This window comes from Pseudomonas gessardii (genome assembly GCF_001983165.1).
GTDB classification, from domain to species: Bacteria; Pseudomonadota; Gammaproteobacteria; order Pseudomonadales; family Pseudomonadaceae; genus Aquipseudomonas; species Aquipseudomonas gessardii.
In genome coordinates this window covers 190,808-217,480 of the sequence record NZ_MNPU01000001.1, presented here as the reverse complement: position 1 = coordinate 217,480, position 26,673 = coordinate 190,808, and the positions used below count along the sequence as shown (strand labels likewise).

General features: G+C 59.6%; 20 protein-coding genes and 1 pseudogene. 11 read left to right on the top strand and 10 right to left on the bottom strand.

The window, feature by feature from the left end; all coding sequences use genetic code 11:
- Positions 1-65 precede the first annotated feature (65 nt).
- A complete protein-coding gene (locus BLL38_RS00955) occupies positions 66-4,916 on the top strand; it encodes an RHS repeat domain-containing protein (protein WP_076960893.1) in 4,851 nt (1,616 codons plus the stop codon).
- A gap of 162 nt (positions 4,917-5,078) precedes the next feature.
- On the opposite strand, the gene BLL38_RS00950 is transcribed toward BLL38_RS00955, so the two are convergent.
- The 7 genes from BLL38_RS00950 to BLL38_RS00920 form a co-directional block, all read right to left on the bottom strand.
- Positions 5,079-6,326 (bottom strand): OprD family porin, encoded by a 1,248-nt coding sequence (locus BLL38_RS00950; RefSeq protein WP_076960892.1) that lies wholly within the window; start codon positions 6,324-6,326, stop codon positions 5,079-5,081.
- A gap of 38 nt (positions 6,327-6,364) precedes the next feature.
- Complete coding sequence (locus BLL38_RS00945) at positions 6,365-7,699, bottom strand: MFS transporter (RefSeq protein ID WP_076960891.1); 1,335 nt, start codon at positions 7,697-7,699, stop codon at positions 6,365-6,367.
- Between the two features lie 53 nt (positions 7,700-7,752).
- The gene (locus BLL38_RS00940; protein WP_076960890.1) at positions 7,753-8,514 is read right to left on the bottom strand and encodes a 1,6-dihydroxycyclohexa-2,4-diene-1-carboxylate dehydrogenase; all 762 of its coding nucleotides are present in this window, start codon (positions 8,512-8,514) and stop codon (positions 7,753-7,755) included.
- Between the two features lie 10 nt (positions 8,515-8,524).
- Positions 8,525-9,547 (bottom strand): benzoate 1,2-dioxygenase electron transfer component BenC, encoded by a 1,023-nt coding sequence (gene benC, locus BLL38_RS00935; protein WP_076960889.1) that lies wholly within the window; start codon positions 9,545-9,547, stop codon positions 8,525-8,527.
- A 10-nt stretch (positions 9,548-9,557) separates the two neighbouring features.
- Positions 9,558-10,046: a benzoate 1,2-dioxygenase small subunit gene (benB, locus tag BLL38_RS00930; RefSeq protein WP_076960888.1), complete on the bottom strand. Its 489-nt coding sequence runs from the start codon at positions 10,044-10,046 to the stop codon at positions 9,558-9,560.
- Entirely contained in the window at positions 10,043-11,419 is a 1,377-nt protein-coding gene (locus BLL38_RS00925) for a Rieske 2Fe-2S domain-containing protein (protein WP_076960887.1), read from the bottom strand. The genes benB and BLL38_RS00925 overlap by 4 nt, the downstream gene beginning before the upstream one ends.
- A 107-nt stretch (positions 11,420-11,526) precedes the next feature.
- Positions 11,527-12,474, bottom strand: a complete 948-nt coding sequence (locus BLL38_RS00920; protein WP_076960886.1) for an AraC family transcriptional regulator — start codon at positions 12,472-12,474, stop codon at positions 11,527-11,529.
- A 260-nt stretch (positions 12,475-12,734) separates the two neighbouring features.
- Here BLL38_RS00920 and BLL38_RS00915 point away from each other — a divergent pair, with 260 nt between their 5' ends.
- Entirely contained in the window at positions 12,735-13,397 is a 663-nt protein-coding gene (locus BLL38_RS00915) for a hypothetical protein (protein ID WP_076960885.1), read from the top strand.
- A 96-nt stretch (positions 13,398-13,493) separates the two neighbouring features.
- On the opposite strand, the gene BLL38_RS00910 is transcribed toward BLL38_RS00915, so the two are convergent.
- Positions 13,494-14,477, bottom strand: coding sequence for an Lrp/AsnC family transcriptional regulator (locus tag BLL38_RS00910; RefSeq protein ID WP_076960884.1), 984 nt, complete (start codon positions 14,475-14,477; stop codon positions 13,494-13,496).
- A 97-nt stretch (positions 14,478-14,574) separates the two neighbouring features.
- Between BLL38_RS00910 and BLL38_RS00905 the strand changes: the two genes are divergently transcribed.
- The 3 genes from BLL38_RS00905 (at position 14,575) to BLL38_RS30250 (ending at position 18,574) form a co-directional block, all read left to right on the top strand.
- On the top strand, positions 14,575-15,867 hold the full coding sequence (locus tag BLL38_RS00905) for an MFS transporter (protein ID WP_076960883.1): 1,293 nt from the start codon (positions 14,575-14,577) through the stop codon (positions 15,865-15,867).
- 87 nt (positions 15,868-15,954) lie between these two features.
- Positions 15,955-17,367: an amidase gene (locus tag BLL38_RS00900; RefSeq protein ID WP_076960882.1), complete on the top strand. Its 1,413-nt coding sequence runs from the start codon at positions 15,955-15,957 to the stop codon at positions 17,365-17,367.
- Between the two features lie 190 nt (positions 17,368-17,557).
- Complete coding sequence (locus BLL38_RS30250) at positions 17,558-18,574, top strand: fimbrial protein (RefSeq protein WP_130898188.1); 1,017 nt, start codon at positions 17,558-17,560, stop codon at positions 18,572-18,574.
- A gap of 60 nt (positions 18,575-18,634) precedes the next feature.
- On the opposite strand, the gene BLL38_RS31775 is transcribed toward BLL38_RS30250, so the two are convergent.
- Both BLL38_RS31775 and BLL38_RS31770 read right to left on the bottom strand, forming a co-directional pair.
- Entirely contained in the window at positions 18,635-19,360 is a 726-nt protein-coding gene (locus BLL38_RS31775) for a methyl-accepting chemotaxis protein (RefSeq protein ID WP_413469161.1), read from the bottom strand.
- 132 nt (positions 19,361-19,492) lie between these two features.
- Positions 19,493-19,777, bottom strand: a pseudogene (locus BLL38_RS31770) (HAMP domain-containing protein); the annotation flags it as partial.
- An 870-nt stretch (positions 19,778-20,647) separates the two neighbouring features.
- Here BLL38_RS31770 and BLL38_RS00885 point away from each other — a divergent pair.
- The 6 genes from BLL38_RS00885 to mexE all read left to right on the top strand — a co-directional run bounded on the left by BLL38_RS00885 (position 20,648) and on the right by mexE (position 26,672).
- Positions 20,648-21,055 (top strand): GtrA family protein, encoded by a 408-nt coding sequence (locus BLL38_RS00885; RefSeq protein ID WP_076960880.1) that lies wholly within the window; start codon positions 20,648-20,650, stop codon positions 21,053-21,055.
- Positions 21,036-22,022 (top strand): glycosyltransferase family 2 protein, encoded by a 987-nt coding sequence (locus BLL38_RS00880; RefSeq protein WP_236309530.1) that lies wholly within the window; start codon positions 21,036-21,038, stop codon positions 22,020-22,022. Before BLL38_RS00885 ends, BLL38_RS00880 begins: the two co-directional genes overlap by 20 nt.
- Entirely contained in the window at positions 22,022-23,434 is a 1,413-nt protein-coding gene (locus BLL38_RS00875) for an ArnT family glycosyltransferase (RefSeq protein WP_076960879.1), read from the top strand. Before BLL38_RS00880 ends, BLL38_RS00875 begins: the two co-directional genes overlap by 1 nt.
- 96 nt (positions 23,435-23,530) lie before the next feature.
- A complete protein-coding gene (locus tag BLL38_RS00870) occupies positions 23,531-24,157 on the top strand; it encodes a LysE family translocator (protein WP_076960878.1) in 627 nt (208 codons plus the stop codon).
- 62 nt (positions 24,158-24,219) lie between these two features.
- Positions 24,220-25,182, top strand: a complete 963-nt coding sequence (locus BLL38_RS00865) for an arsenic resistance protein (protein WP_076960877.1) — start codon at positions 24,220-24,222, stop codon at positions 25,180-25,182.
- Between the two features lie 242 nt (positions 25,183-25,424).
- On the top strand, positions 25,425-26,672 hold the full coding sequence (mexE, locus tag BLL38_RS00860) for a multidrug efflux RND transporter periplasmic adaptor subunit MexE (RefSeq protein ID WP_076961133.1): 1,248 nt from the start codon (positions 25,425-25,427) through the stop codon (positions 26,670-26,672).
- The last annotated feature ends 1 nt before the right edge of the window (position 26,673 follow it).

Here is a 26,673-nt window from a genome sequence, read left to right as displayed (position 1 = left end):
CAGTTACGTCAGCGCCAGCGGCCACGTAGTTTTTGAACAGGGATATAAATCTCTAGGAGAGAATGATGGCGCATAACCCGATGGGCACCGACCCAACCGACGACGAAAACGATCCGATCTTCAATGCCACCACACAAAAGCGCAATGTAGTGGACCCGCGCACCGGCTTGTTTGAAGTCTATGTGCCCTTGCCGGCGGTGACCGGCAATGCCGGCAACGGGCCGGTAATCGAAATGAGCCTGCACAATACCCCGGTGGTCAATAACGAAGCGGCACTGGGGGATGGTTGGTTCTATGCCATGACCACCTACAGCGAACGCCACAAGAAGCTCACCTTGCATTCCGGTGAGGTGTTGACGGTGGAAAAGAATATAGATATCAAGCAATCCGCCGTGATTGCGCAATGGAACGCCGGCAAACTAACCGTTCACCGCAAAGGTGGGCGCACGGAAGTGCTGGCACTGCTGCCGGACACCAGCATCTACGTGCCCGAATCCCTGACCACCGATGGTTACAACCGCGTGACCCTGAGTTGGATGACCACCGCCCATATCATCGACGCCAAAACCTACTACCAGATCCAGTTGACCGAAATCCGCGACGCCACCCGCAGCCTGCTCAAGGTGCAATACACCCCGGGAGACCCGACGGCCACGCCTGTCCTCAGTTCGGCCACGATGACCTTCTGGCCCGACGATGCCGTCGAAACCCTGAGCTACACCCTGGCCATCGAGGATTACGCCCTCAAGTCCATCAGCCTGGGGGCGGATATCAAAAGCAGTTTCGAGTACCTGGATCACCCGACCTGTGGCTGGCTGCTGACCAGCATCACCAGCTTCGACGGGCTCCAGGAGCAGGTGCAATACCTGGACAACGGGCTGACCTTCCCGGACAACCCCAAGCTGTCGGCGCTGCCGTGCGTCAGCACCCACACCCTGACACCCAATGGCGGCGGGACACCGGTTATCACCACCTATGTGTACCAGCGCCAGGACCCGGACCACTACCGCACAATCATGAGCGAGGGCGTGCCGGCGATTCGCACGACTACCTATAACTACAATGAACAACATAACGTGACATCGGAAGTTCTTGTCCAAGGGACGGCACAAACACAACAAAAATATATGATGATCGCGCAGGCAGAACTACTTAGCCGCACGATCTCTACAACGTACACAAAGGCAGGCAGAAGTCGGGAAGAAAAAAATGAAAATCGTTTTAACACTCACTCTGCGCTTGTCAACAATCGACAAAATAATATAACTACTGCGATGGACTATATACCTGCTCCAGAGCAGAGCCCATTGGGAATACATAAGACTACGACAAACGGAGAAATCACATTAAATAGTTTACTGGAGGAGATTAGATTAACGTCCAACCAGCAAACCAATAACCCCATTGATTACTCATGGAGTCCTGTCCTGACAACCCCCATCGAGTTATTTTCGTCTACTTATCTTGACACTGAAATTGTCGACGACCCTGGGCTATTGGCAGTTATTCCAGAGCTAATACCCGGGCTACTTCCCACGCTACTCAATATCATCACCTTCAAGTACCACGCGTATAAAGCAATATCGGGCCTAAGTAACTCTAAAATCATCAGCACTTTACAGGGCAGTCTCGTCAATGAACTGGCTTTCGATGCCGCACTGATCGGCCAACGTGTCGAATACTTTGAAAGCAACGACTTTCGTAAAGGTCGCGTAAAAACGCTTACCCGCAGCACCCTGGGAACCAAGGACCGACGGCCCGTGTTCACCGACCCAATACGCAGCTTTAACTACGTGCTGGGCGGGGTTGGAAATACAGAACTGACCACCACAACCACCGACACCGATGAAACCGGCAATACCCGTACTTCGTCGCAAACCCACAGTGTCCTCAGTGGCCGTCTTGTCCGCCAGGTCGACAGCGATGGCAACCGTACCGAATTTGCCTACAACCCATATGGGCAGCTCATCACTCTGACCACCTGCGCCCAAAGCACCACGTATCGCCAGGTCACCACCTATGCCTACCCCGCCCCGGGGCAAGTGGCAATCACCGAACCCAGCGGGAAAACCCACTTGAGCCAATACGACGGCCAGGACCGATTGGTCAGTGAGTACTTGCTCGAAGGCAGCCAACGCAAGCAAACCAAGGCGGTGACCTATGACCGCCTTGGGCGTGAACTGCGCATGTCGAGTTTTGATTACAACGAGAACGGGACTCAGCTCACCCTCTGGCAGGAAGCTCAGTACGACGACTGGAATGCCGTCAGCGGCCGACGCTACAGCGATGGCCGGGAAGACTTCGATCAGTATGACCCCGTCGCGCTCACCCGCACGCAATGGACCGGCAAGGCCACCGACAAGCATGCCACCGTCACGTTCTATAACACGGACGAAACCATTAAGAAGATTGAATGGAAAGACCAGAACGGCACGGTTTATCAAACCCAGGCGGCCAGCTATACCCGGGCCAAGCAAGTGGAGCGGCTGCACACTGACAACGAATTCGGTTCCACCACGATTGACTATACCTACGATAGCAGCGGTCGGCTGCTGCAGGAGAAACACAGCGAAAAAGCTCCAGGATTGCTCGCGCCCTCCTTCATCTACAGCTACCACTACACCTACCCGGTGCATTGGCTGCTCAAAGAGGCCACGCAAATCGAGCTTGAGTCCGCCGGAAAACGCCAGGTCCTGGGCAAACGCAGCTTCGACAGTTGGGGCCGGGTGACCTCACTGACCCGTGGCAGTTGCACCGAGATCTACACCTACACCGGTACGAGCCCAGTGCCCGCCACCACCGTAACCGCCGACGGCCGCACGCTCAAGCATGACTACATCAAGGAATTGGGCAATCGCCTGGCCAAGGTCAGCACGGTGGATGGCAGCGCACAGAAGACGTTCACCTACGCCTATGGCACACAAGGTATTGCCACGGCATCCGAGGGCGAACATTTCCTCCAGTACAACCATGACCTCTATCTGAATATCACCCAACAACGGGTGCAAACCGAGCCTGGGCAAAGCAAGGAAGTGCTTTATACCCACTCACCAGGCGCACGCTTACTCAACAACACTGACGTACAGGGTCAGCAGACGCTATTCCTCTACAGTCGTAGCGGGCAACGCTACGCGACCAATAACTATCATTTCACCACCAGCCATGATTACGATGCTCAGGGACAGTTTCAGGAAGAAACCATCGCCGGCCCTTATAACCTGGCGCCCATCTCCCCAATAACCTTCAAGGTGAATTACACCCACGACTCACAACAACGTGAAACCAGCCGCCAATTTACCCTCACCGGCAAAGTTGACCTGCGGCTAGAGAGCACCTATTACCCCGATGACAAGCTCAAAACGCTCCAGTTGAAACAGGGCACCACCGTACTCGGTTCGCGCAGCCTGACCTATACCCCCGGTGGCCGGCTCAAATCCTGCACCACCACCGGTGTCTGGCGGCCAAAGACACCGAAGAACAAAGAGATCGACCAACAGGCGTTCACCTACGACGCACTGGGTAACGTGATCACCTGCATCACCACTTTCGGCCTCGCGAAAAACACGGCCTCTTACACCTACGACAGCCTCAACGGCTACCGTCTTGCCAAAGTCGAGAACAGTCATGCGGACTACCCCGCCTCTGCCAGCTTGAGCTACGACGCAGCGGGACGGGTAACCCAGGACCAGACCGGCAAGAAATACAGCTATGACTGGCTGGGGCGGCTGATCCAGGCCGGTAGCGTCCACTATCGCTACGACCCCACCGACCGCCTGATGATCCGCGATGACGGCGGCGGGCCAAGCCAGGTCATCTACAACGGGCTCCAGGCCTGTGGCGATTACGCCCCCGGCAACAACGACAGCAGCCGCAACCTGAACCCCGGCAGTGCCGCCTGTACCGTCCAGCAGATCAAGCGTTCTGGAGTCAACCGCACGCTGTATGAACTGCGAGACGGCAATGGCAGCGTGTTGGTCAGCTACGATGTACAAGCGCAAACCCTCAAGCATCACGCGTATACCGCCTACGGTGAGCATTTTTCAGATGAGTCCGACTCCATGCTGGGCTTCAACGGCGAATACCGCGACAACACCACGGGCCAGTACCCGCTGGGTATGGGCCATCGCTACTACGACGCTTCCAGCATGTGCTTTCATACCCCGGATAAACTCGGCCCATTTGGTAAGGGTGGGCCTAATCTCTATGCCTATTGTGCCGAAGGCGATCCGGTTAATTTCAAGGACCCCTCCGGGCAGTTTTCCGTGTCTGAGCGCTTACGAGAAATCTGGGGCGACGAGCTGCCTGGCCCTCTGAGTCTGGGGGCCATGGAAGGCTCTTTGATTCATACGATATTGTGGGGCGGCATTGGTGTATTGACTGCCGTGATGACGGGCGGGGCTTCGCTGCTAGTGACATCAGCCATTGTCGGGTTGGCATTGACCTCGCTCGTCACCGGTGTCGTTTCAGTGCTTATCCAGGAAACAGATCCCGATGCGTCCGCCGCACTGGCCTGGACTTCCCTGATCACTGGCGCTCTATTCGGGGTGGGAACAGTTGCGGTCAAAGTGGCACGTCTCTCCATGTATCTGAGTCGCTCGCTTCCTGCGGTCGCCAGGAACCTTATAGACAAGGTGTCAACCACCGTGACCCGCACGCTCAGGCAATCTCGCCTGTTTCGCTGGGTTGAACGCCTCTGGACAACAGCCCCTGCGCCGCCAGCCCTTGAGATCAGGCCTTCAAACCTGTTCAACCTTGGTGATGCGAATTCGCTCGCTTTCGTGACCTCTGGCGTCTTGGGAATGGAGAAGACCCTTGAGTCTGAACCCGCTCAGCTTGCCAATACAGCCGTCGGTGATGCGACCTGGTTGCCCTTTGGCAGCTTCCGCGGGTTGTGGCTGAGTACCAGGGGCCGGTGAGGTGTCGATTCGGGCTTGAATGATGGTGACAAAGTCGGTCGCGGATGACCTACGGAACGCTTCTGGCGCATAACAGGGAAATGTCCTTGTGCCGCACCAGAAGTTGGAAGGCCTATCGGAATTACCCTGGCAGGTCATGGACCTGCCAGGGCAGCGCTGCGCTTAAAGCAGCGTCCAGGTATAACTGAGGATCAACCGGTTCTCATTGATATCACTGCGGTAGTTTGATCGCGCCATCACATTGCGCAGGCGAATCCCCAGGCCGCTGAGCACGCCGCTTTGCACGGCATACCCGATATCCAGGTCACGCTCACGGTCGCGGCCTTCATAGCCGGCACCGGTGTTGACGTTGTTGCCCGTGATATAGCGCACCGTGGTCGTCAACCCCGGCATCCCCAGCGCGGCGAAGTTGTAGTCATGGCGCACCTGCCAGGAGCGTTCGTCGGTATAGGCGAACTCGTAGGTGGGCACCTCGTTGCCCAGCGGCGTGATATTGGCAAACACCCGTGGGAAAGCGCTGTCGCCATACATCGCCTGATAACCGACAGAGAAGGTGTGGCCACCACGCTTGGCCGACAGCAGTGAGAAAAAAGCCTGGTTGTCGATCTTGCCGAGTAACTGCCCGCCCTCCTCGCGTGCCGTGTAGTAGCCCAGGTTGGCGCCCAGCACCCACGTCCCGAACGGCTGGCTGTGCTTAAAGCCGATAAAGTCCTGGGCGTAGATGTCCTGCAACTGGCCATGCCAGAGGCCGACGCTGCTGCGCTCGCGATTAAAGGCATAGTCGCCGCCGACATAGTTGAAGGCATCGCTCTGTGCCCCGCGCTGCGGCACATGGCCGAGCATGGCAATCATCTTGCTGTCACCGGCCTCGTTGCGCAGGCTGGTAGTGCTCAAGTGCCCGGCCTGTAGCGTAAGGCCCGCGATCTCGCTGGAGCTGAGGTTCAGCCCCTGGTAACTGGGCGGCAGCAGGCGGATATCGCTGAAGGCCAGTACCGGCAGGTTGGGTTGCAACTCACCGACTTTCAACTCGCTGCGCGAGACCCGCGCCTTGAAGGTCAGGCCCAGGCGGCTGTAGTCGTCGGCGGCACGCCCGTCGTCCTTGACCGGCAGCAGGCCGCTATTGACCCGGTCCGGGCTGCTGTCGAGCTTGAGGCCCAGGGTGCCCAGGGCATCCAGGCCAAAGCCCACGGGGCCGGGGGTATAACCGGATTTATAGGTGAGGATAAAGCCCTGGCCCCACTCCTGGGCCTTGGACTGTTGGTTGGCGCCAACGATGTCGGAAAAATCGCGGCTGAAGTAATAGTTGCGGGCCTGCAAGGTGGCCGTGGAACCGTTGAAAAAACCACCCTCGCCCGCCACTGCCGCAAGGGGCAGCCCTAGCAGGGAAAGCCAGATACGTTGTGTGTTCATGTCGTTGCTCTTTGTTTTTATTATCGACAGGGGTGTAGCTACAGCGCCTGGGCGGCTGGTAACGCAATACGGGTGCGCCGCTCGTTCAGGGCGAACACCGTCATCGCCAGCGCCGCCACGGCACCGGGAATGGCAAAGGCCATAAAGTTCAGTTGCAGGGGCAGTTCGATCGCCATCAGCGCGCCGCCCAACAGCGGGCCGACGATGGCGCCATTACGCCCGATGCCGGAGGCCCAGCCCAGGCCGGTGGCGCGGATCGACAAGCCATAGAGCTGCGCCGCCCCGGCATACAGGAGGATTTGGGTGCCGATGGTGGTGGCGCCGGCGATAAAGATCAGCAGGTACAGGACCGGCATCGGGCTGTTGATGCCCAGCAGGCTGATGGAGACTACGGCGGCCGCAAAGAAGCTGATCACCACTTTCACCAGGTTCAACCGATCCCCCAGCCGCCCGCCGAGCAGCGCCCCGGCCATGCCCCCGAGGTTCAGCGCAATCAAAAACGACAGGCTCGACCCCAGGCTGTAGCCGGCCCCGGCCATCAGTTTGGGCAGCCACGAACTCAAGGCATAGACCATCAGCAGGCAACAGAAAAATGCCGTCCAGATCATGGCTGTGCGTACCGCCAGGCCATGGCGGAACAGCTCCACCACCGACGCGCCCTGGCGTTTGACGTCCGTGATGAGCAGTTCATCCAAGGGGTTGATCGGCGTGCCTGGCGACAGGCGATTGAGCAGCGCCCGGGCCTGTTCCATCCGGCCCTGGCGGATCAGGAACCCGATGGACTCGGGCAGCCACAACACAATCAACGGCAACAGCAGCAGCGGGATAACCGCCACGAAAAACATCGACGACCAGCCGTAGGCCGGCAGCATGAAAATCCCCACACTGGCGGCGAGCATGCCCCCCAGGGAATAGCCGCTGAACATGAAGGCCATCAAGGTGCTGCGTACTTTTTTCGGTGCATACTCGTTGATCAGTGCGGCGGCGTTGGGCATCAGCCCACCACAGCCAAGCCCGGCGATAAACCGGCAGATGCCGAACTCCGTGGGGCTGCTGGCAAAGCCGTTGACCACCGTGGCGACGCTAAATAATGCAAAGCAAAAGACAATGCCTTTCTTGCGCCCGAAGCGGTCGGCCAGGGTGCCGAAGATCAGCGCGCCGAACATCATGCCGAACAGCGCATAACTGCCCAGGGCGCCGGCTTGCAAGGGGGTCAGGCCCCACTCGCGCATGATCGACGGCAGGACCACGCCATAGATAAACAAGTCATAACCATCAAAGATCAACAGCAAGGCACACAGGCTGACAATCAACCAGTGGAAGCGGTTGAACGGGGCATTATCGATAATCGAATGAACGTCATGGGTACGCATGGCAGTGCTCTCATTATTGTTGTTGTGAGTCAGTGTCTGCAGGTGGAACGCTATTAGCCGAGGTCGCCACCGCCTACCGGCAAGGTCACGCCGGTGATGTAAGAGGCTTCGTCAGAGGCCAGGAACAGGATCGCGCCCACTTGCTCGTCGATGCTGCCGTAGCGTTTCATCGGGCTGCTGTCCAGGGTCTGGTCGACGATCTGCTGGTACCACGCGCGCTCCTGCTCGCTCTGCGCCTGGCTGTTGCGCGGGATGCGGCGCGGCGGGGCCTCGGTGCCGCCCGGCGCGGTGGCGTTGACGCGGATGCCGCTGCCGGCGGTCTCCAGGGCCAGGCAGGCGGTCAGGGCATTCACCCCGCCCTTGGCCGCGCCATACGGCACCCGGTTGACCCCGCGCGTGGCAACCGAAGACACGTTGACGATGGCGCCGCTGCCCTGCTCCAGCATGTAGGGCAGCACGCAATGGCAGCACCACAGGGTGGGGAACAGCGAGCGGCGCACTTCGGCCTCGATTTGCGCCTCGGCGTAGTACTCGAAGGGCTTGGCCCAGATGGTCCCGCCCACATTGTTGACCAGGATATCGATGCGCCCGAAACGCACCTGGGCGGCGGCCATCACCTGGGCGCACTCGGCATGCTGTTCCAGGTCGGCGGTGAGGGTCAGCACCCGCGGGTGCTGCACTTCGTGCACCAGTTCCGAGCGATCGACCGCGACCACCCAGGCCCCCTCCTCCAGCAACCGCTCGGCCACGCGCCGGCCGATGCCCTGGGCGGCGCCGGTGACCAGCGCAACCTTGGTGTCAAAACGTAGAGTCATGCTGATTTCCTCAGGCGGCGTCAGAGCTCGCGACAGCGTTAGGGGTGAACTTCTCGTAATGGAAACTGGCCGGGCTCACGCCCTGGCTCTTGAAGTGCTGGCGCACCGCATCGACCATTGGCGGCGGCCCGCACAGGTAGACGTCAATATCGCCGTCGTTGAGCACCTCGCTGGCCATATGCTGGGTGACATACCCCTGGCGCGGGTGTGCGGTCTGCGGGTCGGCCACACAGGTGACAAGCCTGAGGTTGGGCAGCCGCGCGGCGAAGGCCTCCAGGGCCTCGACCAGCACCAGGTCCTGATCCCGCGTCACCCCATAGATCAGGGTGATCGGCCGGGTTTCCCCGCGCAGGGCCAGCACTTCAAGCATCGACAGAAACGGCGCCAGGCCAGTGCCGCCGGCCAACAACAGCAGCGGCCGCACCACCTCACGCAGGTAAAAACTGCCCAGTGGCCCGGTGATCAGCACGCTGTCGCCCGGCTGGGCGCGCTCCAGCCAGCCGCTCATCAACCCGCCGGGCACATGCTTGATCAGGAAACTGGCCAGCGTCTCCCCGGGGCGGCTGCTGAATGAATACGAGCGGGTCTGCCCACTGTCGGGCACGTCGATATTCACGTACTGCCCGGGCAGAAACACCGGCGCGTGGTCCAGCTCGAAACTCACCTCCAGCGCGGCATCGGCATGCCGGGTGATGCTCGCCAGTGTCGCGGCAAAGCGCGTGGTGCCGGTCTTGCAGGCGCTGGACGGCACCGGCACGGCAATCACGCAATCGGAGTGCGGCACCATCTGGCAGGTCAGCACCTGGCGCTCCTGGGCTTCATCCGCACTCAGGGCGTCTTCGATGTAGTCGTCGCCCAAGTCGTAGGCGCCGGTTTCACAGCGGCACTTGCAGGTGCCGCACACCCCGTCCGAGCAGTCCATGGGCAGGTTGATACGTTGGCGGAAAGCGGCATCGAGGACCTTCTCCCCCACCTGGCAGTCGATAAAGCGGGTCACCCCATCCTCGAAGTTCAGGGCAATGGCATACGTCATGGCGGTGTCCTCAGATGTGGTAGATGTCGATGACCTGGTGGATGTAGTCGTTTTTCAGCACCACCTTCTTGCGCGTGATCAACGGCTGCTCGCCGCGGATATCCAGGCCATAGAACGAGGTGCCGAAATAGCTGTCCGTGGTCTTGTAGCGGTGGCTGAGGGTGTGCCAATTGAAACGCAGCTCCACCTGCGCGCCATCGTCGGCCAGCACTTCGAGGTTACAGAGCATGTGCACGGTGCGCGGCTCGGGCGTGCTGGCGCTGGAGCGTTCGGTCTTGATCCGAAAGATGCGGTCTTCCAGGCCGTCGCGGCTGGGGTAGTAGATCAGCGAGATTTCGCTTTGCGGGTCTTCGGTGAGGGTGTCGTCGTCATCCCAGGCAGGCATCCAGAATTGCACCTTGGGCGAATAACACGCCAGCCACTCATCCCACTGGCGGTCATCCAGCAGGCGTGCTTCGCGGTAGAGAAAGTCCAGCAGGCGCTCACGGGACAGGCTCATGGCTGCACCTCCCGGTCGCTGGCGATCAGGCCTTGCTGTTCACGTTCGATCGCACGCTGCAGGCTTGCGGCCCAATACGCGTGCTGGCGCACGAACAAGCCCTCGTCTTCGGTTTTTACCCCGCTGAGCTGCGGCTGCATGCCCATGGCCCGGGCATTGTCGTCGGCCCCCTCAACCCACTGCTTGGCGCCACGGCTAAGGTCATTCCACAGGGTGGTCGCGCCCTGGTAGCCGGTCTGGCAGGCGCGGAACTCTTCCAGGTCATCCGGGGTGCCCATGCCGCTGACGTTGAAGAAGTCTTCGTACTGGCGGATACGTGTGGCCCGCTCCTCGGCACTTTCACCAATCGGCGCCATGCAATAGATCGTCACTTCGGTCTTGTCCACCGCAATGGGCCGCACCACACGGATCTGCGTGGAGAACTGGTCCATCAGGTACACATTGGGGTAGAGGCACAGGTTGCGGGTCTGGTCGACGATAAAGTCGGCGCGCTCCTGGCCCAGGCGCTCGGCCAGCGCCGCGCGGTGGGCATGCACCGGGCGCACTTCGGGGTTGAGCAGGCGCGTCCACAGCAGGATATGCCCGTGATCGAAGGCGTAGACCCCGCCCAGGCTTTTCGACCAGCCATTGGCGTCGACAGTGCGTGTGCCTTCGGCCTCGTAATTGCGCCGGCCCATGGTCGCCGAATAGTTCCAGTGCACGGAGCTGACGTGGTAGCCGTCAGCGCCGTTCTCGATCTGCAGTTTCCAGTTGCCGTCATAGACATAGGACGAACTGCCGCGCAGCACCTCCAGGCCCAGGGGGGCCTGGTCGACCATCTGGTCGATGATGACCCGGGTCTGGCCCAGGTAATCACTCAGTTCCGGCACCGCCTCGCTGAGGCTGCCGAACAGAAAGCCACGGTAGTTTTCAAAACGCGCCAGGCGCTTGAGGTCGTGGGAGCCGTCACAGTCGAAGCTGTCCGGGTAGGCCCCGGTCTTGCCGTCCTTGACCTTGAGCAGCTTGCCGGCGTTGCTGAAGGTCCAGCCGTGGAATGGGCAGGTAAAGGAACCCTTGTTGCCCTGCTTGCGTCGGCACAACATGGCGCCGCGATGGGCACAGGCGTTGACCAGGCCATGCAGGGTGCCTTGTTTGTCGCGGGTGATCACCACCGGTTGGCGGCCGATCCAGGTGGTGTAGTAGTCGTTGATGTGCGGCACCTGGCTTTCATGGCCCAGGTAGAGCCAGCCGCCCTCGAAGATATGCTTGATCTCCAGGGCAAACAGGTCGGGGTCGGTAAAAATGTCGCGGCGGCAGCGGAACACCCCGGTCGCGGGATCTTCCTGAACGGACTCGCGCAGTTGTACAGCGAGGCGGTCGAGTGTACTGGTCATGGGGCAGGCCCTCCGTTGTTCTTGTATCAGGCGCCCTCACCGTACGTGTTCGTCCCACTCCTCAATATCCGCTTCCTGCACATCAGTATCCGGCTGGCGCAAGCGCCTCAGCGATGGCGCTTCCAGGTCTGCGAAGGCAGCTCGCCAAAGCGTTTGCGATAGGCCTCGGAGAAACGCCCCAGGTGCATAAAGCCATAGTCCAGCGCCACTTCCGTCACGCTGCGCGCGGTGCTCAGTTGCAAGCGTGCGTGCACCTGCTCCAGCTTGCGCCGGCGTACGTAGTCACGGGGCGACAGGCCCACCTGGCGCTCGAACAGGCTGTACAGCGAACGCTCGCTGACCTTGGCCACCGCCATCAACTGCTCGATGCTGATGTCTTCACCCAGATGCCCCTCGATAAACTCGCGCACCGCCTCGAAGCCACCCCCTTGCGCCGCCTGGGGCACCACCCGCAATACGTTGCTGGCCAGCAGCGCCAACAGCTTATTGGCCACAATCCGCTCATACAGGTCCTGCACGTGTGGCTCGGCGGCGTTCTCCGCCTCATGGCAGATCAGGCCCAGCAACGGCAAAAAACCGCCCAGTTCACTGAGCGCATGGCGCGCCGCCGCAAAACGGATCCCCGGCTGCGGCAGCGTCCAGTGCTGCGCCAGGCAAGCGTTTTCCAGCAGGCGTACCGGCAACTTGATGATGAATTTCTCGCAGTCGGCCGAATAGGTCAGGTCCACCGGGTCATCGGGATTGATCAGCAGAATCTCGCCCGGCCCGAACACCTGCTCTTCGCCCCGGGAATCGGAGCGGCAGTGCCCCGTCAGCAGGATCTGCAAGTGATAAATGCTCTCCAGCGCCACCGACGTGACCCGCACCGGCGCGCCATAGCTGATACGGCACAAGTCCAGGCTGGAAAAGGTCCGGTGGCTGATGCTCGCCATGGGCCGGCCCCTGGGCGGTAGGCGAATACAGTGGCTGCCTACATGCTGATTGACATAATCCGACACGGCATAGGCATCGGCACCCTGGAAAATCTGGCTGCGCTCACTCAATAGCACGGTCATGGTGCGCCTCTTTATAGTTATTGGCCTCAGGCTGAGGCGTGGCGTCGCAAGCGTCCAATATGGATAAGGTCTGACGGGATACCCTGCAGGTATGGTCAGCTTTGCCTAGGTCGATAATCCGCACTAGGCCGGGCATCATGCGGCGTACGACAATCTGGGTGGCGACATGTCTTGATACGTGTTTACCTGGACGATTATCTCGATTGATGTTGCAAAAACTCAGACAGCCTTGGCGCCGCCTTACATAAACAAGGATCATTATGTTGCGCAAAAGTCAGATCATTACCTTCCCGGCCCTGATCGCATTGTCATTGTTACTTACCGGTTGTCCGCCACCCGCCGAATTCACGCAGTGGAAACGCACGTCCACGACCGCAGACGGTGTTAAAGCGGCCATGACGGAATGTGGTGACCCGGTAGACACTTCAATGATGCATTTACCAATAAACGAGCGGGTGCTGCAGTTCCAGTGTATGCAGCGCCTGGGTTTTAAGCGTAAAGATGGGTTTGAGTTTTGTGAAGTCATGAAGGATATTCCGGCGTGCGTCGAAGAAAAAAATGGTCGCCCGCTTAGCCTGTCCCAACTCGAAGCATTGCCGTATGGCGAAGATGAAGGCTTCTATCCAATAAAACCCGACTCTGGTCGGTATGAAGACATGCAGGTCACCTGGCGTAAAGTGGGTGCATCACGCCACTTCTCGGTACAACTTGCCAATAATCATGAAGCGCTGCCGGTCATGTACGCCTGCGGCTATCCGAAGCCACTCGGGTCGAATTCGCAAGTCGCCAGCATCGGACGCACAGCCAAAGTGCAACGCTGCATGATAGATCATGGCTTTGAACCGAAAGAGGATAGGGTCTTGGTTTGTCGACCTTATCCCCAAGTGACGGATTGTAAAAGCACCCCTGAAAACAGGGGCTGATTTTATACTGTTGCGCCTCGTAGCCCATTCTGACTTGGGTTCATAGGGCGGGTTCGTCCAGCCAACCGGCGAACAAACGGAGGGCTAGCCACCCTACTACTCGACCATAAGCCCGCGACGCACTCGCCCCGCCCTTTTATAGGCTCTGACCACCGTATTGGTCTCACAAGAAATAATCCCCTCCAAGGCTCCCATCCGGGCGGTTGAGACGGTCCACAGATCATGGATATCACGACACAACACATGCCAAAACAACTGCGAGCCTCCACTGGTCCCGAACAGGCAGCGCGTGTGCTCATCCTTGGCCAGCTCCAGGGCAACCCCCTCCGCCGCCCCCGGTCGGGTTTGCAACGACAGGATCGCCTCGACCCCATAGCCCACCAACAGAGGCTCAAGCTCTACACGAAAGGTCAGGGCATTGCTGTCGACAAGCCCACTCAGCATCCGCTGAACCTTCGGTTCACTGACGCCACAGGTTTCCGCCAGCACGCCCAGGCTGGCCCGACCATCCAGCATTAACGCCCCCAGCAGCCGCATCTCGTCAGCACTCAGGCTCACAGGCCCAGCCAGCACCGGCTCAGTAGGCACCGACCCATCGATCCGCCAGCGACTGGCGCGCCGGAACGACCTGAGGACCACTTGCGATTGAACCTGCCTTACCCCTGGCACCAGCGGCAGCTCTCGCACCACCATGTCAGACAGCGCCTCCACGCTCGGTAAGTTGATCTCAGTGAAGATGTCGAACTCTCCCGTTGTCGCCATGACCACCTGCGTCTGCGCCAACTGCGCCAGGTGCTCCGCCACTTCCCTCTGGCGCCCGTCGGCGACCCGAATCCACGCATGCAGCACCGGGCCGCCACCGACGACAACCGGATCAAGCTCGCCGATCACCCGGATATACCCACTGTCCATCAGGCGTTGCAGGCGGCGTGAAAGCGTCCGCTCGGCCACATCGCAGCACGCACTCAGGTCGCGCCAGGTGCCGCGTGGGTTGGCTTGTAGCGCAATCAGGCAGGCCAAATCGGCTTCATCCAGTGCGAAATGTCTTTTTTCATCCGTATAGACGATTGACGAGACCATATTCTTACAATACCTTAATTCAAGTGGCCAAATTAAAACAAAACAAAGCCGCGCATGTCCAAAAATAATTACAATTCAAAACCAAAGGCACAAGCCAATGAATTATGCGACTCAAACGTCCCAAGCGGTAAAGCCGCAGGTATCCACCGCGCGTAAAATTGCGGCAGGCAGCATTGGCAATGCGGTGGAGTGGTTCGACTGGACGATCTATGCGTCGTTCGCGGTGTTCTTTTCAACACAATTTTTTCCGAAAACTGACGAAACGGCGTCCTTACTGGCGACGTTCGCTATTTTCGCCGTCGGTTTCTTCATGCGTCCAATCGGTGGCTGGGCGCTAGGCATCTACTCGGATCGCTATGGCCGCAAATCCGCATTGGGGGTCACCATCATGCTGATGGCCGGCGGCTCACTGATGATCGGCATTACCCCCACCTACGAGCAGATCGGTCTGCTCGCCCCGTTTTTGCTGGTGATCGCGCGACTGATGCAAGGCTTGTCGCTGGGCGGTGAATACGCGTCCGCCTCTACTTACCTGGCCGAGTTAGCGCCAGATCACCGTCGCGGCTTCTTTTCGAGCTTTGTCTTCTTTAGCTCCGCCGCTGGCATTCTGACCGCATCGGCGATCGGCTGGGCCCTGACCACCCTGCTCACCGACGAGCAGATGAGAGAGTTCGGCTGGCGCATTCCGTTCCTGCTCGGTGCCCTGGGCGGTATCGCAGGCATTTGGCTGCGGATGTCGGTGCCTGAAGCTGAAGCCTCCACGCCGCAATCCTCTAATAAAGTAGAGAAGCAACCGCTACGCACCCTGCTGCGCGATTATCCGCGCGAGACCCTGCGCATTGTGGGCTTTTCGATCCTCAGCACATTTGCCTTTTACCTGTTCGTTATCTACATCCCAACCTATGCCATCCGGGCGCTGCACGTAGCGTCTTCGACAGCCTTTGCGGCCAATACGGTTGCCATGGTCGCGTTCATGCTCGTGCACCCACTTTTCGGCATGCTCTCTGACAAGTTCGGGCGCAAGCCGCAACTGATCGCTTTTGCCCTGGGTTACCTGCTGTTCTTCTACCCGATCATTACCAACATGCAGCCGACGTTCTCGTCGATCCTGATGGTGGAGCTGTTCGGCCTGTTGCTCTACGCGCTTTATACCTCGATCGCGCCAGCCATCATGTCCGAGCAGTTCCCCAGCAGCGTGCGCGCCGTCGGCATTGGTGCGCCCTACAACCTGATGGTGGCCTTGCTCGGCGGTACGACGCCTTACCTGCTGACCTGGTTGCAGAGCCATGGCCAAGAGAGCTGGTTCTTCTATTACGTGCTCGCAGGCGCCGCGCTCACCCTTGTGACCTTCATCAAAATGCCAGAGACCGCCGGAAAGTCACTGAAATAGGCACTGGCTCGAACAACGCGATGCAATCCCCGTCAACGACCGTCGAAGACGGGGATACCGACTCACCCATCTTAGAACCCAGACATTATGCGCGAACAATCCGAAGCCCTTTGTTTCCAGACTGCCCGGCAGATTGCCCATCTGATCGCGACCCGGCAGGTCACCTCGCGCGCCGTCACGCAATATTTTCTCGACCGTATTGCCCGCAGCAGTGCGCTTAACGCCTTCACGGTCGTGTTCCCGGAGCAAGCCTTGGCGGCAGCCGATGCCGCCGACAGTGCGCTCGATACCGGTCACTCCTTGAGCCCATTGCATGGCGTGCCGGTGGCCATCAAGGACAATATCGAAATCGCCAACACCCTGGCCTCGGCAGGTTCGTTAAGCCGCCTGACGGCTATCAGTTCCGCGACCAGCACCGTCGTGCAACGATTACAGGCGGCCGGCATGGTGATCCTGGGCAAGACCCAGATGACCGAGTTTGCCTTCGGCTTATCTGGACAAAACCCGACCCGAGGCACGCCCTGGAACCCCTGGGACGCCAAGCAGCAGCGTGCCCCGGGCGGATCCTCTTCAGGCGCGGCGGTCGCTGTCGCCGCCGGGCTTGCCCCCATTGCCGTCGGTGGGGATACCGGCGGATCGATACGCGCTCCCGCCTCGCTGAATCATTTGGTCGGCTTCAAGCCGTCCAGCGGACTCATCAGCGTCGACGGTGTCGTTCCACTGGCACCAAGCCTGGACGTGCTGGGCCCCATCGCCCGCGACGTTGACGACGCCCATGCGCTCACAGCCATCATGGCCAGCCCGTCTACCGGCACTGGGTTGGACATTCAGTCTGAACTTGCCAGCAAGCTACTGCCCGCCACGCCGGGCACAGTGTTCGTACTGGACCAGGGGGCGTTCCCCAGTGTGCTGTCCATGGGCACCCGCCGGGTCTGGGATCAGGTATTGGTCAATCTGCACGCGGCCGGCTGGACGCTCGAGAACTGGGCTCCCCAGGCTGAGTTGGATATCGGCCAGCTTTCCGAGTGCAACTCGATGATCATTGCCTATGAGGGCTATCGCCAGTTTGGGCACCTTGCGCATGACCCCGCGCAGCTACTCTGGAAGGTCGTACGCCATCGAATCCTGGCGGGTGCGGATATCAGCCGCGACGCCTACGAACACGCCATTGCACAGCGTGCCAAGGCAGCCGAGGCCTTCACACGAACGATCGGTTTATCCGGTGTATTGTTGATGCCTGTCAGCGGTCACGGTGCCTTGCCCCTTGATGACGAAGACACCCACCACACCAGTATTGGCCAGTTCAGCCGAGCGGGTAATTACCTCGGCACTCCAGCAATCGCCCTGCCAGCCGGTTTCGATGAAGCCCAGATGCCGATTGGCGTGCAGCTGCTATCCCCGGTGTCTACCGACATGCACTTGCTGAAAATAGCGAGCGCGATGGCACCTTCACTCTTGCTTGACGCGCGCAAGCCTGCGCTTGAGCGGTGGGGGCTTTAAGCCAGGATCCATCCGAGCAGCATCTAGCGGCACGCCTCCAGTCAGGCCAATGCAGCCTCTGCTGCGGCCGCCTGACGTCATCATCACAAAACAATAAGAATCATCTGATTCTAACTTCGGATCTGACCAGATAGATTACTGGCGTAGCAGGCTACTGTAAGGGACGGCAATGCACGCCCTGAGTCGCCAAATGCAACAGACAATTTTTACAATGAGCTTTTTGATGATGGACATACTAAAACCAGCGACCCTTACTGCACTGTTAATTTTATCGTGGAATGCGACAGCGGCAACATGCTCTTTTTATCCGGGTCACCAGCAAAGCTCAGTCAAATTTACGCTCCCCCTTACAATATCGCTTCCACGCGACGCGCCGAACGGGACCGTTTTATATGAAAGCCCACCCAGCACACTTCAGAACGTTGCAAGCTCGTTTAAGTGCACGAGTGAATCCAGCAAAGGCGTGATAAATAGTGTTGGTTCTACCGTACCCGACGCCGTTACATTCCCAATTGGAGATACGGGAATCGCTTGGCAGTGGTTACGTACTGATATCGATAAGCTGTTAAAAGGCTTTCCAGGCTCAATAAAGCAAAAGGTGGGTGGTTTTGGTTACAACGGGACCTCTCATGCGATTCGATTAGTGAAAATTGGAAATATTTCTAACTCCCGAATTGCTCCTGGCATCCTCGGCCGCGACGCTATAGGCGGAACCGAACCATTAGCCATGGAAATTATTGGTGCTGGAACGTCCGTAATTCCACAATCATGCGAAACGCCGGACGTTCAAGTCGACATGGGGCCTCACGATATCAGCTCATTTCCAACGATGGGGGCTTATTCCAAATCGGTACAGTTCAATATCAAGGCTAACAACTGCCCTACAGGCATGAACAAAGTCACCTATTCCTTGAAAACAACGCCGGGCAGCCCTGTGCGAGATGTATTTAACGGGACGATTAGTTTAAATCAAAGTTCAAAGGCTAAAGGTTTGGCTTTACAAATACTCGGCGAGAACGAAGAACCCGTTGTCTTCGACCAAGACTACACCGCAGGCAACTATTCAGCTTCAGGAGGGAGTTTTACCATCCCATTAGCTGGGCGATACATTCGGATACTACAAACGGGAAGTAAAGGCGGGTTCGATCCAGGGATGGTCCCTGGAACTGCCAACGCAGAGCTCTGGTTCATCATGAGTTACCTTTGAACCAACCCTAAGCGTTAGCGCCTTGGGGCGCCGTACATTGCTGACAACGCCCGCCCCCCCTCAAAGCCGAAACCGCCCCACCGACTGCGCCAACTGCCCCGCCAGTGCCGACAACTCATCCGTCGTCCCCGCCGTCTGGCCAATCACCCGGGTATTGCCCTCCGACATCCCGGCAATCATCTCGACCTGATGCGCAATTTCATTACTGGCCAGGCTTTGTTCGCCAATGGTGCGCGTGATGTCGTGGACCAGTTGTGTGGTGTTCAACGTCGCATCCAGAATCTCGCGAATCGCACGTTCCACATCGGCCGTGACCGCCATGCCTTTATCCACCTGGGCCACACCGGCTTCCATGCTGGTCACCGCCTCGCGGGTACTTTGCTGGATGCGCGAGACCATGCTGGCGATTTCCTGGGTGGAAGCACTGGTGCGCCCCGCCAGGCTGCGCACTTCGTCGGCCACTACGGCAAAACCGCGGCCCTGCTCGCCAGCGCGGGCGGCTTCGATGGCCGCGTTGAGCGCCAGCAGGTTGGTCTGGTCGGCGATGCCCTTGATCACCTGGATAATGCTGTAGATCCCTTCGGACTCCTTGTCCAGCGTGCGGATCACCTGGGCCGACTGTTGCGCCGACTGGGCGATGCCGTCCATATCGCTCACAACCTGGTGAATGACCTGCCCGCCGTTCTTGGCCAGGGTTTCGGCCTGGTTGGCCATTTCCAGGGCGTGCACGGCATGCCGGGTGATTTCCTCGATGCTGGCGGTCATTTGACTGGTGGCGGCCGACATGGTCCCCGCCGCCGAACTCTGCTGCTGGCTGCTGACGGCCACCTCATGGCAACCGCTGCTCAACTGCTGGCTCATACGGGTGATGCCCTGGGCGTTGTTGCGCACCGCCTCAATCATGCCGCGCAAGTCATGCTGCATGACCGCCAGGCTGCGGATCAGCATACTGGCCTCATCGCGGCCGACAGCTTCGGGAATCGATTCGCTGAGGTTGCCGTGGGCAATGCTCTCGGCAATCTGCCGCGCCAATTGCAACGGCCGCATGATGCTGCGGGTAACCCAATAGCCTTGGGCGCTCAGTAACAACAGGCACAACACCAGCACCACGCCAAGGGTGAAGTTGGCGCTGCGCACGGTTTGACGGGTCTGCTCGCCACTGGCCTTGGAGTTGTTTTCGATCAGCTCGCTCAAACTGGCCATCTGGCCTTCCAGCTGGGTGAACGCGCTGGTAAAGGCGCCCAGCTCTTGTTGCGCGGCGACGGGATCGTCCATCGCCACACTGACAATCCGCTCACCCGAGGCAATGTACGTGTCGAGGCTGGGCTTGATACCGCTCAGCGCGCTCTTGAGGGTGTCGTTGAGGGGAAGCCCGAGGTTATCACTCAGCGCCTTGCGAAAATGCCCCGCATGTTCAGAGATGGCTTCCTGCACTTGCTCCCGGCTGCTGACACTTTTGCCCAGCCCCACCAGCATCGCCGACAGCACATCGGCACGCAGCGCGTCGTGCATCATGTCGGCCTCCAGGTGATTGCTCAATGCGGTCATGCTGACCTCACTGTCAATCATCGCCGCCTCCATGCGCGCATTCCCCAGGTAGTTCACCAGGCTGATGATAAGAACCGTGAGCACACTGGTGCCGATCAGCAATAACAGACGTAGTTTTATCGACATCCCTGAACCCTCTGCGGTTATGGACTAAAACAAGGTGCTGATGGCTGTCGTGTAAAACACATCGACGCGTTCGCTACCCATGATTTAAGCCTACTTGCAGGTTTTCGCTGCGGTAATGGCGATTTAGGTCTCGGTGTCTTTTGAGACTGGCGCTCCGTAGCCACGACCGAGCCCATCCACTCGCCCCCCAGGGAGTCGCCACGCGCCAGGTAGAAACGCGGACCACTGGAATAAACAACAGTGCTTTTTCGGCTATAACTCGCAAACTCTTACAGTCAACCAACGCCAAAATTACACTTTGGTAATATCAGCGTTATTAAACACTTTTTTCACACGCTGGCGCCCATAAATAGTTAAAGTCAACGCCACACAGACTCTTGAATACGCGTAGTTCTTTCGATGAAGCCCCCTGCATACCGTGACACTTACACCCCCCTACCTTGCTATTTAACAGTTGGAATACTTGCTACCGGCACTCATTACATAACACTTTTGTTATTGTCGCAGGTTCTACCGGCACTCATTGCGACGCTGCTGGGAGCCATAGCCGGAACCGCCGTAAGTTACCAAGGCAATAAACGCTGGACGTTTACAAAAAACCACCCACCCGACGCTTATCAATGGTTGCGTTTTTGCATCACGGCCCTCGCCTATAACTGCGCAAACCTGGCGCTGATGGCCGTCCTGCTGGAGCTCTGGCCCCAGCACCTTTGGCCGATGCAAGTGATGACCACCCTCGCCCTGACGTTGATCACTTATCGAATCAATCAGTACTGGAGCTTTCGCCATGAACCCGTCAAGACCTGAGCGCCCCCCTCGCCCGCTGCTCAGTGTGGTTATCTGCTGTTATAACGAAGCCAAGGTACTTCCGATCTTTCATAAACGTCTCATGGCAGTACTCAAGACACTAAGCATTCACCACGAAGTGTTGTATGTGAATGATGGCAGCCGCGATGGAACGCTGTCTTTACTGGACGGTTATTGCCAGACGCCCGGAGTTCGATGCCTGAATCTAAGCCGCAATTTCGGCAAGGAAGCGGCCATGGTCGCCGGTCTGGATTACGCGGCCGGGAATGCGGTGTTATTTATTGATGCCGACTTGCAAGACCCACCCGAACTTATTCCATTAATGGTTCATCATTGGCTTGCCGGCAGCGATATTGTCAATATGCAGCGCCGCAGTCGCCTATCGGATACCTCAAGCAAACGCATCAGTGCCCATCTCTACTACAAACTGATGAACTTCCTGGCCGATAAGTTTGATGTTCCCGCCGACGTCAGCGACTTCCGCCTGATCGGCCCGGCGCCCCTGGCAGCGTTGCGAGCCATGCCAGAGCGCACACGCTTCATGAAAGGCCTGATCAGTTGGCTGGGGTTCAATACCATCGAGTTGCCCTACGACCGTGAGCCGCGCAGCGCCGGCCTCAGCAAGTGGGGGCCGCTGGCATTGATCGACCTGGGCATCGAAGGTGTATTGGCGCTTTCGCGCAAGCCGTTGCGCTGGTTCAGCCTGCTCAGCCTGGTGATTTTTGTCGCGACCCTGGTCTTTCTCATCCATCAGATGAGCGTCAGCACCGTCAGCTCCCATCACGTGATCATGGGCATTGCCGCGTTTATTGCCCTGGGCATCGCCATGATCGGCGAATACCTGGGGGCCACGCTGAGCGAGGTCCGGCAACGCCCCATCTATCTGCTCAACAACCTGCTCGGCGAAGCCCCCAAGCGGCCAGAACACACCTGCCCAACCCCTCCTCGTGAACAAGAAAAGCATTGATGACCATGACAACCCGTACGCTATGGCTGCTATTGATTGCCATTTTGGGCCTGCGCCTGGCCAGCCTGGGCCTCTACCCGCTGATGGACACCTCCGAAGCCCGTTACGCTGAAATGGCGCGCAAGATGCTGGTCCTCGGGAACTGGGTAACCCCACTGTTCCAGGTGGATGTGCCTTTTTGGGGCAAGCCACCACTGTCGTTCTGGAGCCAGGCGCTGGGCATGAAGCTGCTGGGCATCAATGAATTCGCCATTCGCTTTCCGGCATGGCTGTTTCATGTTGCCAGTTGCCTGCTCATCATCCGTTTTGCCCGTGAGCAAGTGGACGAAAAAACCGCGCTCTTGGCGGCGATTATCTTTTCCAGTTCGACCCTCGGCCTGTTGTCGGCCGGTGTGGTGTTGACCGACCCGGCGCTGAGTTTCTCGGTCCTGCTGGCCAGCTATGGTTTTTGGCGCGGCATAACCCAGGGGGACCGGCGCTGGGCGCTGGCCGGGTTTGCCGGGCTGGGGCTTGGGCTGCTGGCGAAGGGGCCGTTGGCGGTCGTGTTGGTGGCGATTCCAGCGCTCATCTGGACCCTCTGCTACCGCCCATGGCGCGCGTTTTGGCGCTTGCCCTGGATCACCGGCCTCTTGCTGATGCTGCTGATCGCCGTGCCCTGGTACCTGATTGCCGAACAGCGTACGCCTGGTTTTCTCGATTACTTCCTCGTGGGAGAGCATTGGAAACGCTATGTGGTCAGTGATTGGGCCGGCGACTTGTATGGCAGTGCCCATGCCCGGCCAATCGGGGCGATCTGGCTGGACCTGTTGCTCGCCTTTTTCCCATGGACGCTGCTGTTGCCCGCGCTTTACTTTGGTTTTCGACGCTCGGCACTGGCGGGGCGCTACTACGCGTTCATTGCCCTGTGGGCCCTGGCCACGCCGGTGTTTTTCACGTTCTCCGGCAATATCCTGTGGACTTACCTGCTGCCGTCGCTGCCAGCCTGGAGCCTGTTGCTGGCGGGCGCACTCAATCACGGGCCTTGGCGTACCGGCAAAACTGTCACCGGGTTGAGCCTGGCACTGCTGCTGCCGGTGTGGCTGCCGATTGCCGCCATCGATGGCCGCGTCTTTGACCGGCCGAACAACCAGCGCGACCTTGCCAACGCCTGGCAGCAATTGCAGGCAAGCAAGCCTGGAAACCTTTACTACTGGGGCCGTCGCTCCTATGCGGGGGAGTTCTATACCAATGGCCAGGCTCGCCAGGTAAAGGACTTCAGCACCCTGCCGGATGACCCCAGGTTCTATATCGCCCGTCGTGAACGCGACCTCAAGCGTGGCATCCAGGCCTTGCAGCCGTTCAACTGTGTCGAACAGCTGCGTGCCAGCCAGAGTGTGTTGTTCAGGTGCGAACCGCTCAAGCCTCCTGCCTGAGCACACCGGCCTGGGCGGTGGCGACAGCACTCTTGATCTCGGGGCGCCCGCGGGAGCAGGATAGCGGCCTTCGCCCTGACGAAAAGGACTGTCGTTATGTTCCCCCTGGATATCTGGCTGACCTATACCGCCGCCTGCCTGTTGCTGGTGCTCTCCCCCGGCCCGGACAACCTGCTGGCCATCGCCAGGGGCCTGAGCCAGGGGCGCATGGCGGCGGCCGTTTCGGGGCTCGCATCGGGCACCGGGATTGTGTTTCATGTGGCCACGGCCTCACTGGGCTTGACCCTGTTGATGCAGACCTCTGCCGTGGCCTTCTGGGTCGTCAAGGTCATCGGCGCCAGCTACCTGTTGTGGCTGGGCATCAAGGTCTTGCGTTCACGCAGCCTGATCAACTTCAAGCCGGCGGCACGGCAACCGCTCAACAGCATCTTCCTCACCGGTTTCCTGTCGGCGGCACTGAACCCCAAGCCTGGGCTGTTTGTGCTCGCGTTCATTCCGCAATTCGTCAACCCGTCACTGGGCTCGGTCACGCTGCAAATGATGGTCTACGGTGCCTGGTTCGCCGCGTTGACCGCCCTGGGCTTCGCGCTCATGGGGATTTTTGCGACACGCCTCTCGACGTGGCTGCAGCGCAAGCCCAAAGTCGTCAATGGGTTGAATGTGGGGGCCGGACTGACCTTCGTCGCGTCCGGGCTTTCGGTGGCGGCACTCAGTCAAAAATAAGGGCCTTGTTTCGGTTACCCTGCACGGCGCAGACCGCCCCGCCTCCGTGACCAGGACACCCCGTGACCCGAGAGCAACTTGAGCAGAACCAGATCCCCGTCTACCTCGTCGCCGTTATCGGCGCGGCCCTCGCAGGCCTGCTCGCCCCGCAGGCCGCACCGGGTCTTGGCGCCCTGGTAACCCCGGCAATTGCCGTGCTGATGTACGCCATGTTCCTGCAGATCCCGTTTCTGCAACTGCGCCAGGGGCTTGCCAACAAACGCTTTATGGCGGCGCTGCTGGTCGCCAACTTTGTGTTGATCCCGCTGCTGGTCTGGGGCCTGACCCTCGGCTTGCACGACCGGCCGGCCATCCTGATCGGTGCATTGCTGGTGCTGCTCACGCCGTGCATCGACTACGTGGTGGTGTTTACCCATCTTGGCAAAGGCGATGCCCGGCTGACGCTGGCCGCCACCCCGGTCTTGCTGTTGCTGCAGTTGTCGCTGCTGCCGCTGTACCTGGCGTTGATACCGGCCGGCGACGCGGCGGTGGCGATCGCCATCGGCCCGTTTGTCGAGGCCTTTTTGCTGCTGATCGTGCTGCCACTGCTGCTGGCGGTGCTGACCGGCGCCGGGGCCCGGCGCTCGCGTATGGTCGAACGCTGGAACGACGCTTGGGCGTGGATGCCCGTACCGGCCATGGCGGCGGTGTTGATCGTGGTGATGGGGTCGCAGATCGCCTTGGTTGCGCAGGCGTTTGCACAGTTGCTGCCGGTGGTGCCCGTCTATTTAGGCTTTATGCTGCTGGCGCCCGTGGTCGGCGCGCTGACGGCCCGGGCCTTTGGTTTGCCGGCAACCACCGCGCGTTCGGTTACGTTCAGCAGCGCAACCCGCAACTCGCTGGTGGTCCTGCCGCTGGCGCTGGCGCTGCCGGAAGAGCTCCGCGCGCTGGCCGCCGCTGCCGTCATCACCCAGACCTTGATCGAGCTGGTGTTTGAGCTGATTTATATCCGCCTCATCCCGGCCCTGGTCTGGCGCAGCCGCTAGGGTTGCGCCCGTGTCGCATGCCAGCGTACCAGCAAGCCGGCGTTTTGCTGGGTTGCAGTTCGCGCAACAGTGTCTTGTCATCAATGGGATTGATAGCCCCCTAACAAAACCCCCATCCTAGAAGGCTTGGCTGACGCTTATATCATTCCGAATGATAGTTACCTTTGTTTCATTCGATTCGTGAGATAGCACACAGGCCGAGCATGATCCGCCCATCTCAAATAGATTGGCGGATGCACCTCATGGAACAGTCACTCAAACATTTGCGCTATCCCCTGGCCCTTTTGGCCGTGCTGGTGTTAAGCGCATGCGGCAAGGCCCCCGAGCAGGCCGCTGCCATGCCCGCCAGCAAAGTCAGCGTTGCCAAGGTCCTGGAACAACCGGTCAACGAATGGGATGAATTCACCGGCCGCCTGGAAGCGCCGGAAACCGTGCAAATCCGTCCACGCGTGTCGGGCCAGATCGATCAGGTAGCCTTTACCGAGGGCGCGCTGGTGAAAAAAGGCGACCTGCTGTTCCAGATCGACCCGCGTCCGTTCCAGGCTGAAGTGCGTCGCCTTGAAGCCCAGTTGCAACAAACCCGCGCCGCCGCCTCGCGCAGTGACAACGAGGCCCAGCGTGGCGAGCGCCTGCGCCAGAGCAATGCGATTTCCGCCGAACTGGCCGACTCGCGCACCACCGCCGCCCAGGAAGCCCGCGCCGCCGTGGCCGGGATTCAGGCACAACTGGACCTGGCCCGCCTGAACCTGAGTTTCACCCGGGTCACCTCGCCCATCAGTGGCCGTGTCAGCCGCGCCGCGATCACCGCCGGCAACCTGGTCACCGCCGATGTCACCGAGTTGACCAGCGTGGTCTCCACCGACAAGGTCTACGCCTATTTCGACGCCGATGAGCGTGTGTACCTCAAGTACACCGAGCTGGCGCGCCAGGGCCGTCGCGGCGCGACCACCCCGGTGTACCTGGGCCTGTCCAATGAAGACGGCAACCCGCACCTGGGCCAGATGAACTTTGTCGACAACCAGGTCAACCCGGCCACCGGCACCATCCGTGGCCGTGCCGTGTTCGATAACACTGACGGGCGTTTCACCCCCGGCCTGTATGCGCGCCTGAAATTGGTGGGCAGCGGCACCTACTCCGCCGTGTTGATCACTGACGAAGCCGTGGGCACCGACCTGGGCAAGAAATTCGTGCTGGTGATGGAGGGCGACAACAAGGCGGCCTACCGCGCCGTGGAACTGGGGCCGAAGATCGAAGGCCTGCGTATCGTGCGCAGCGGCCTGAGCAAGGACGACACCATTATCGTCAAGGGCCTGCAACGGGTACGCCCGGGATCGCCGGTCGCCCCGCAAACCGTCCCGATGGCCAGCCAGGCCACCCTCGCCGCCTTGGCCAAACAACGACAAGCGCTTGAAGCCAGCAACCTGGAACAAGTCGCCCCGCAAAATAAAACCGCGTCCAAGCTCGCCAGTGTCACGACTCCACGCGGTTAAG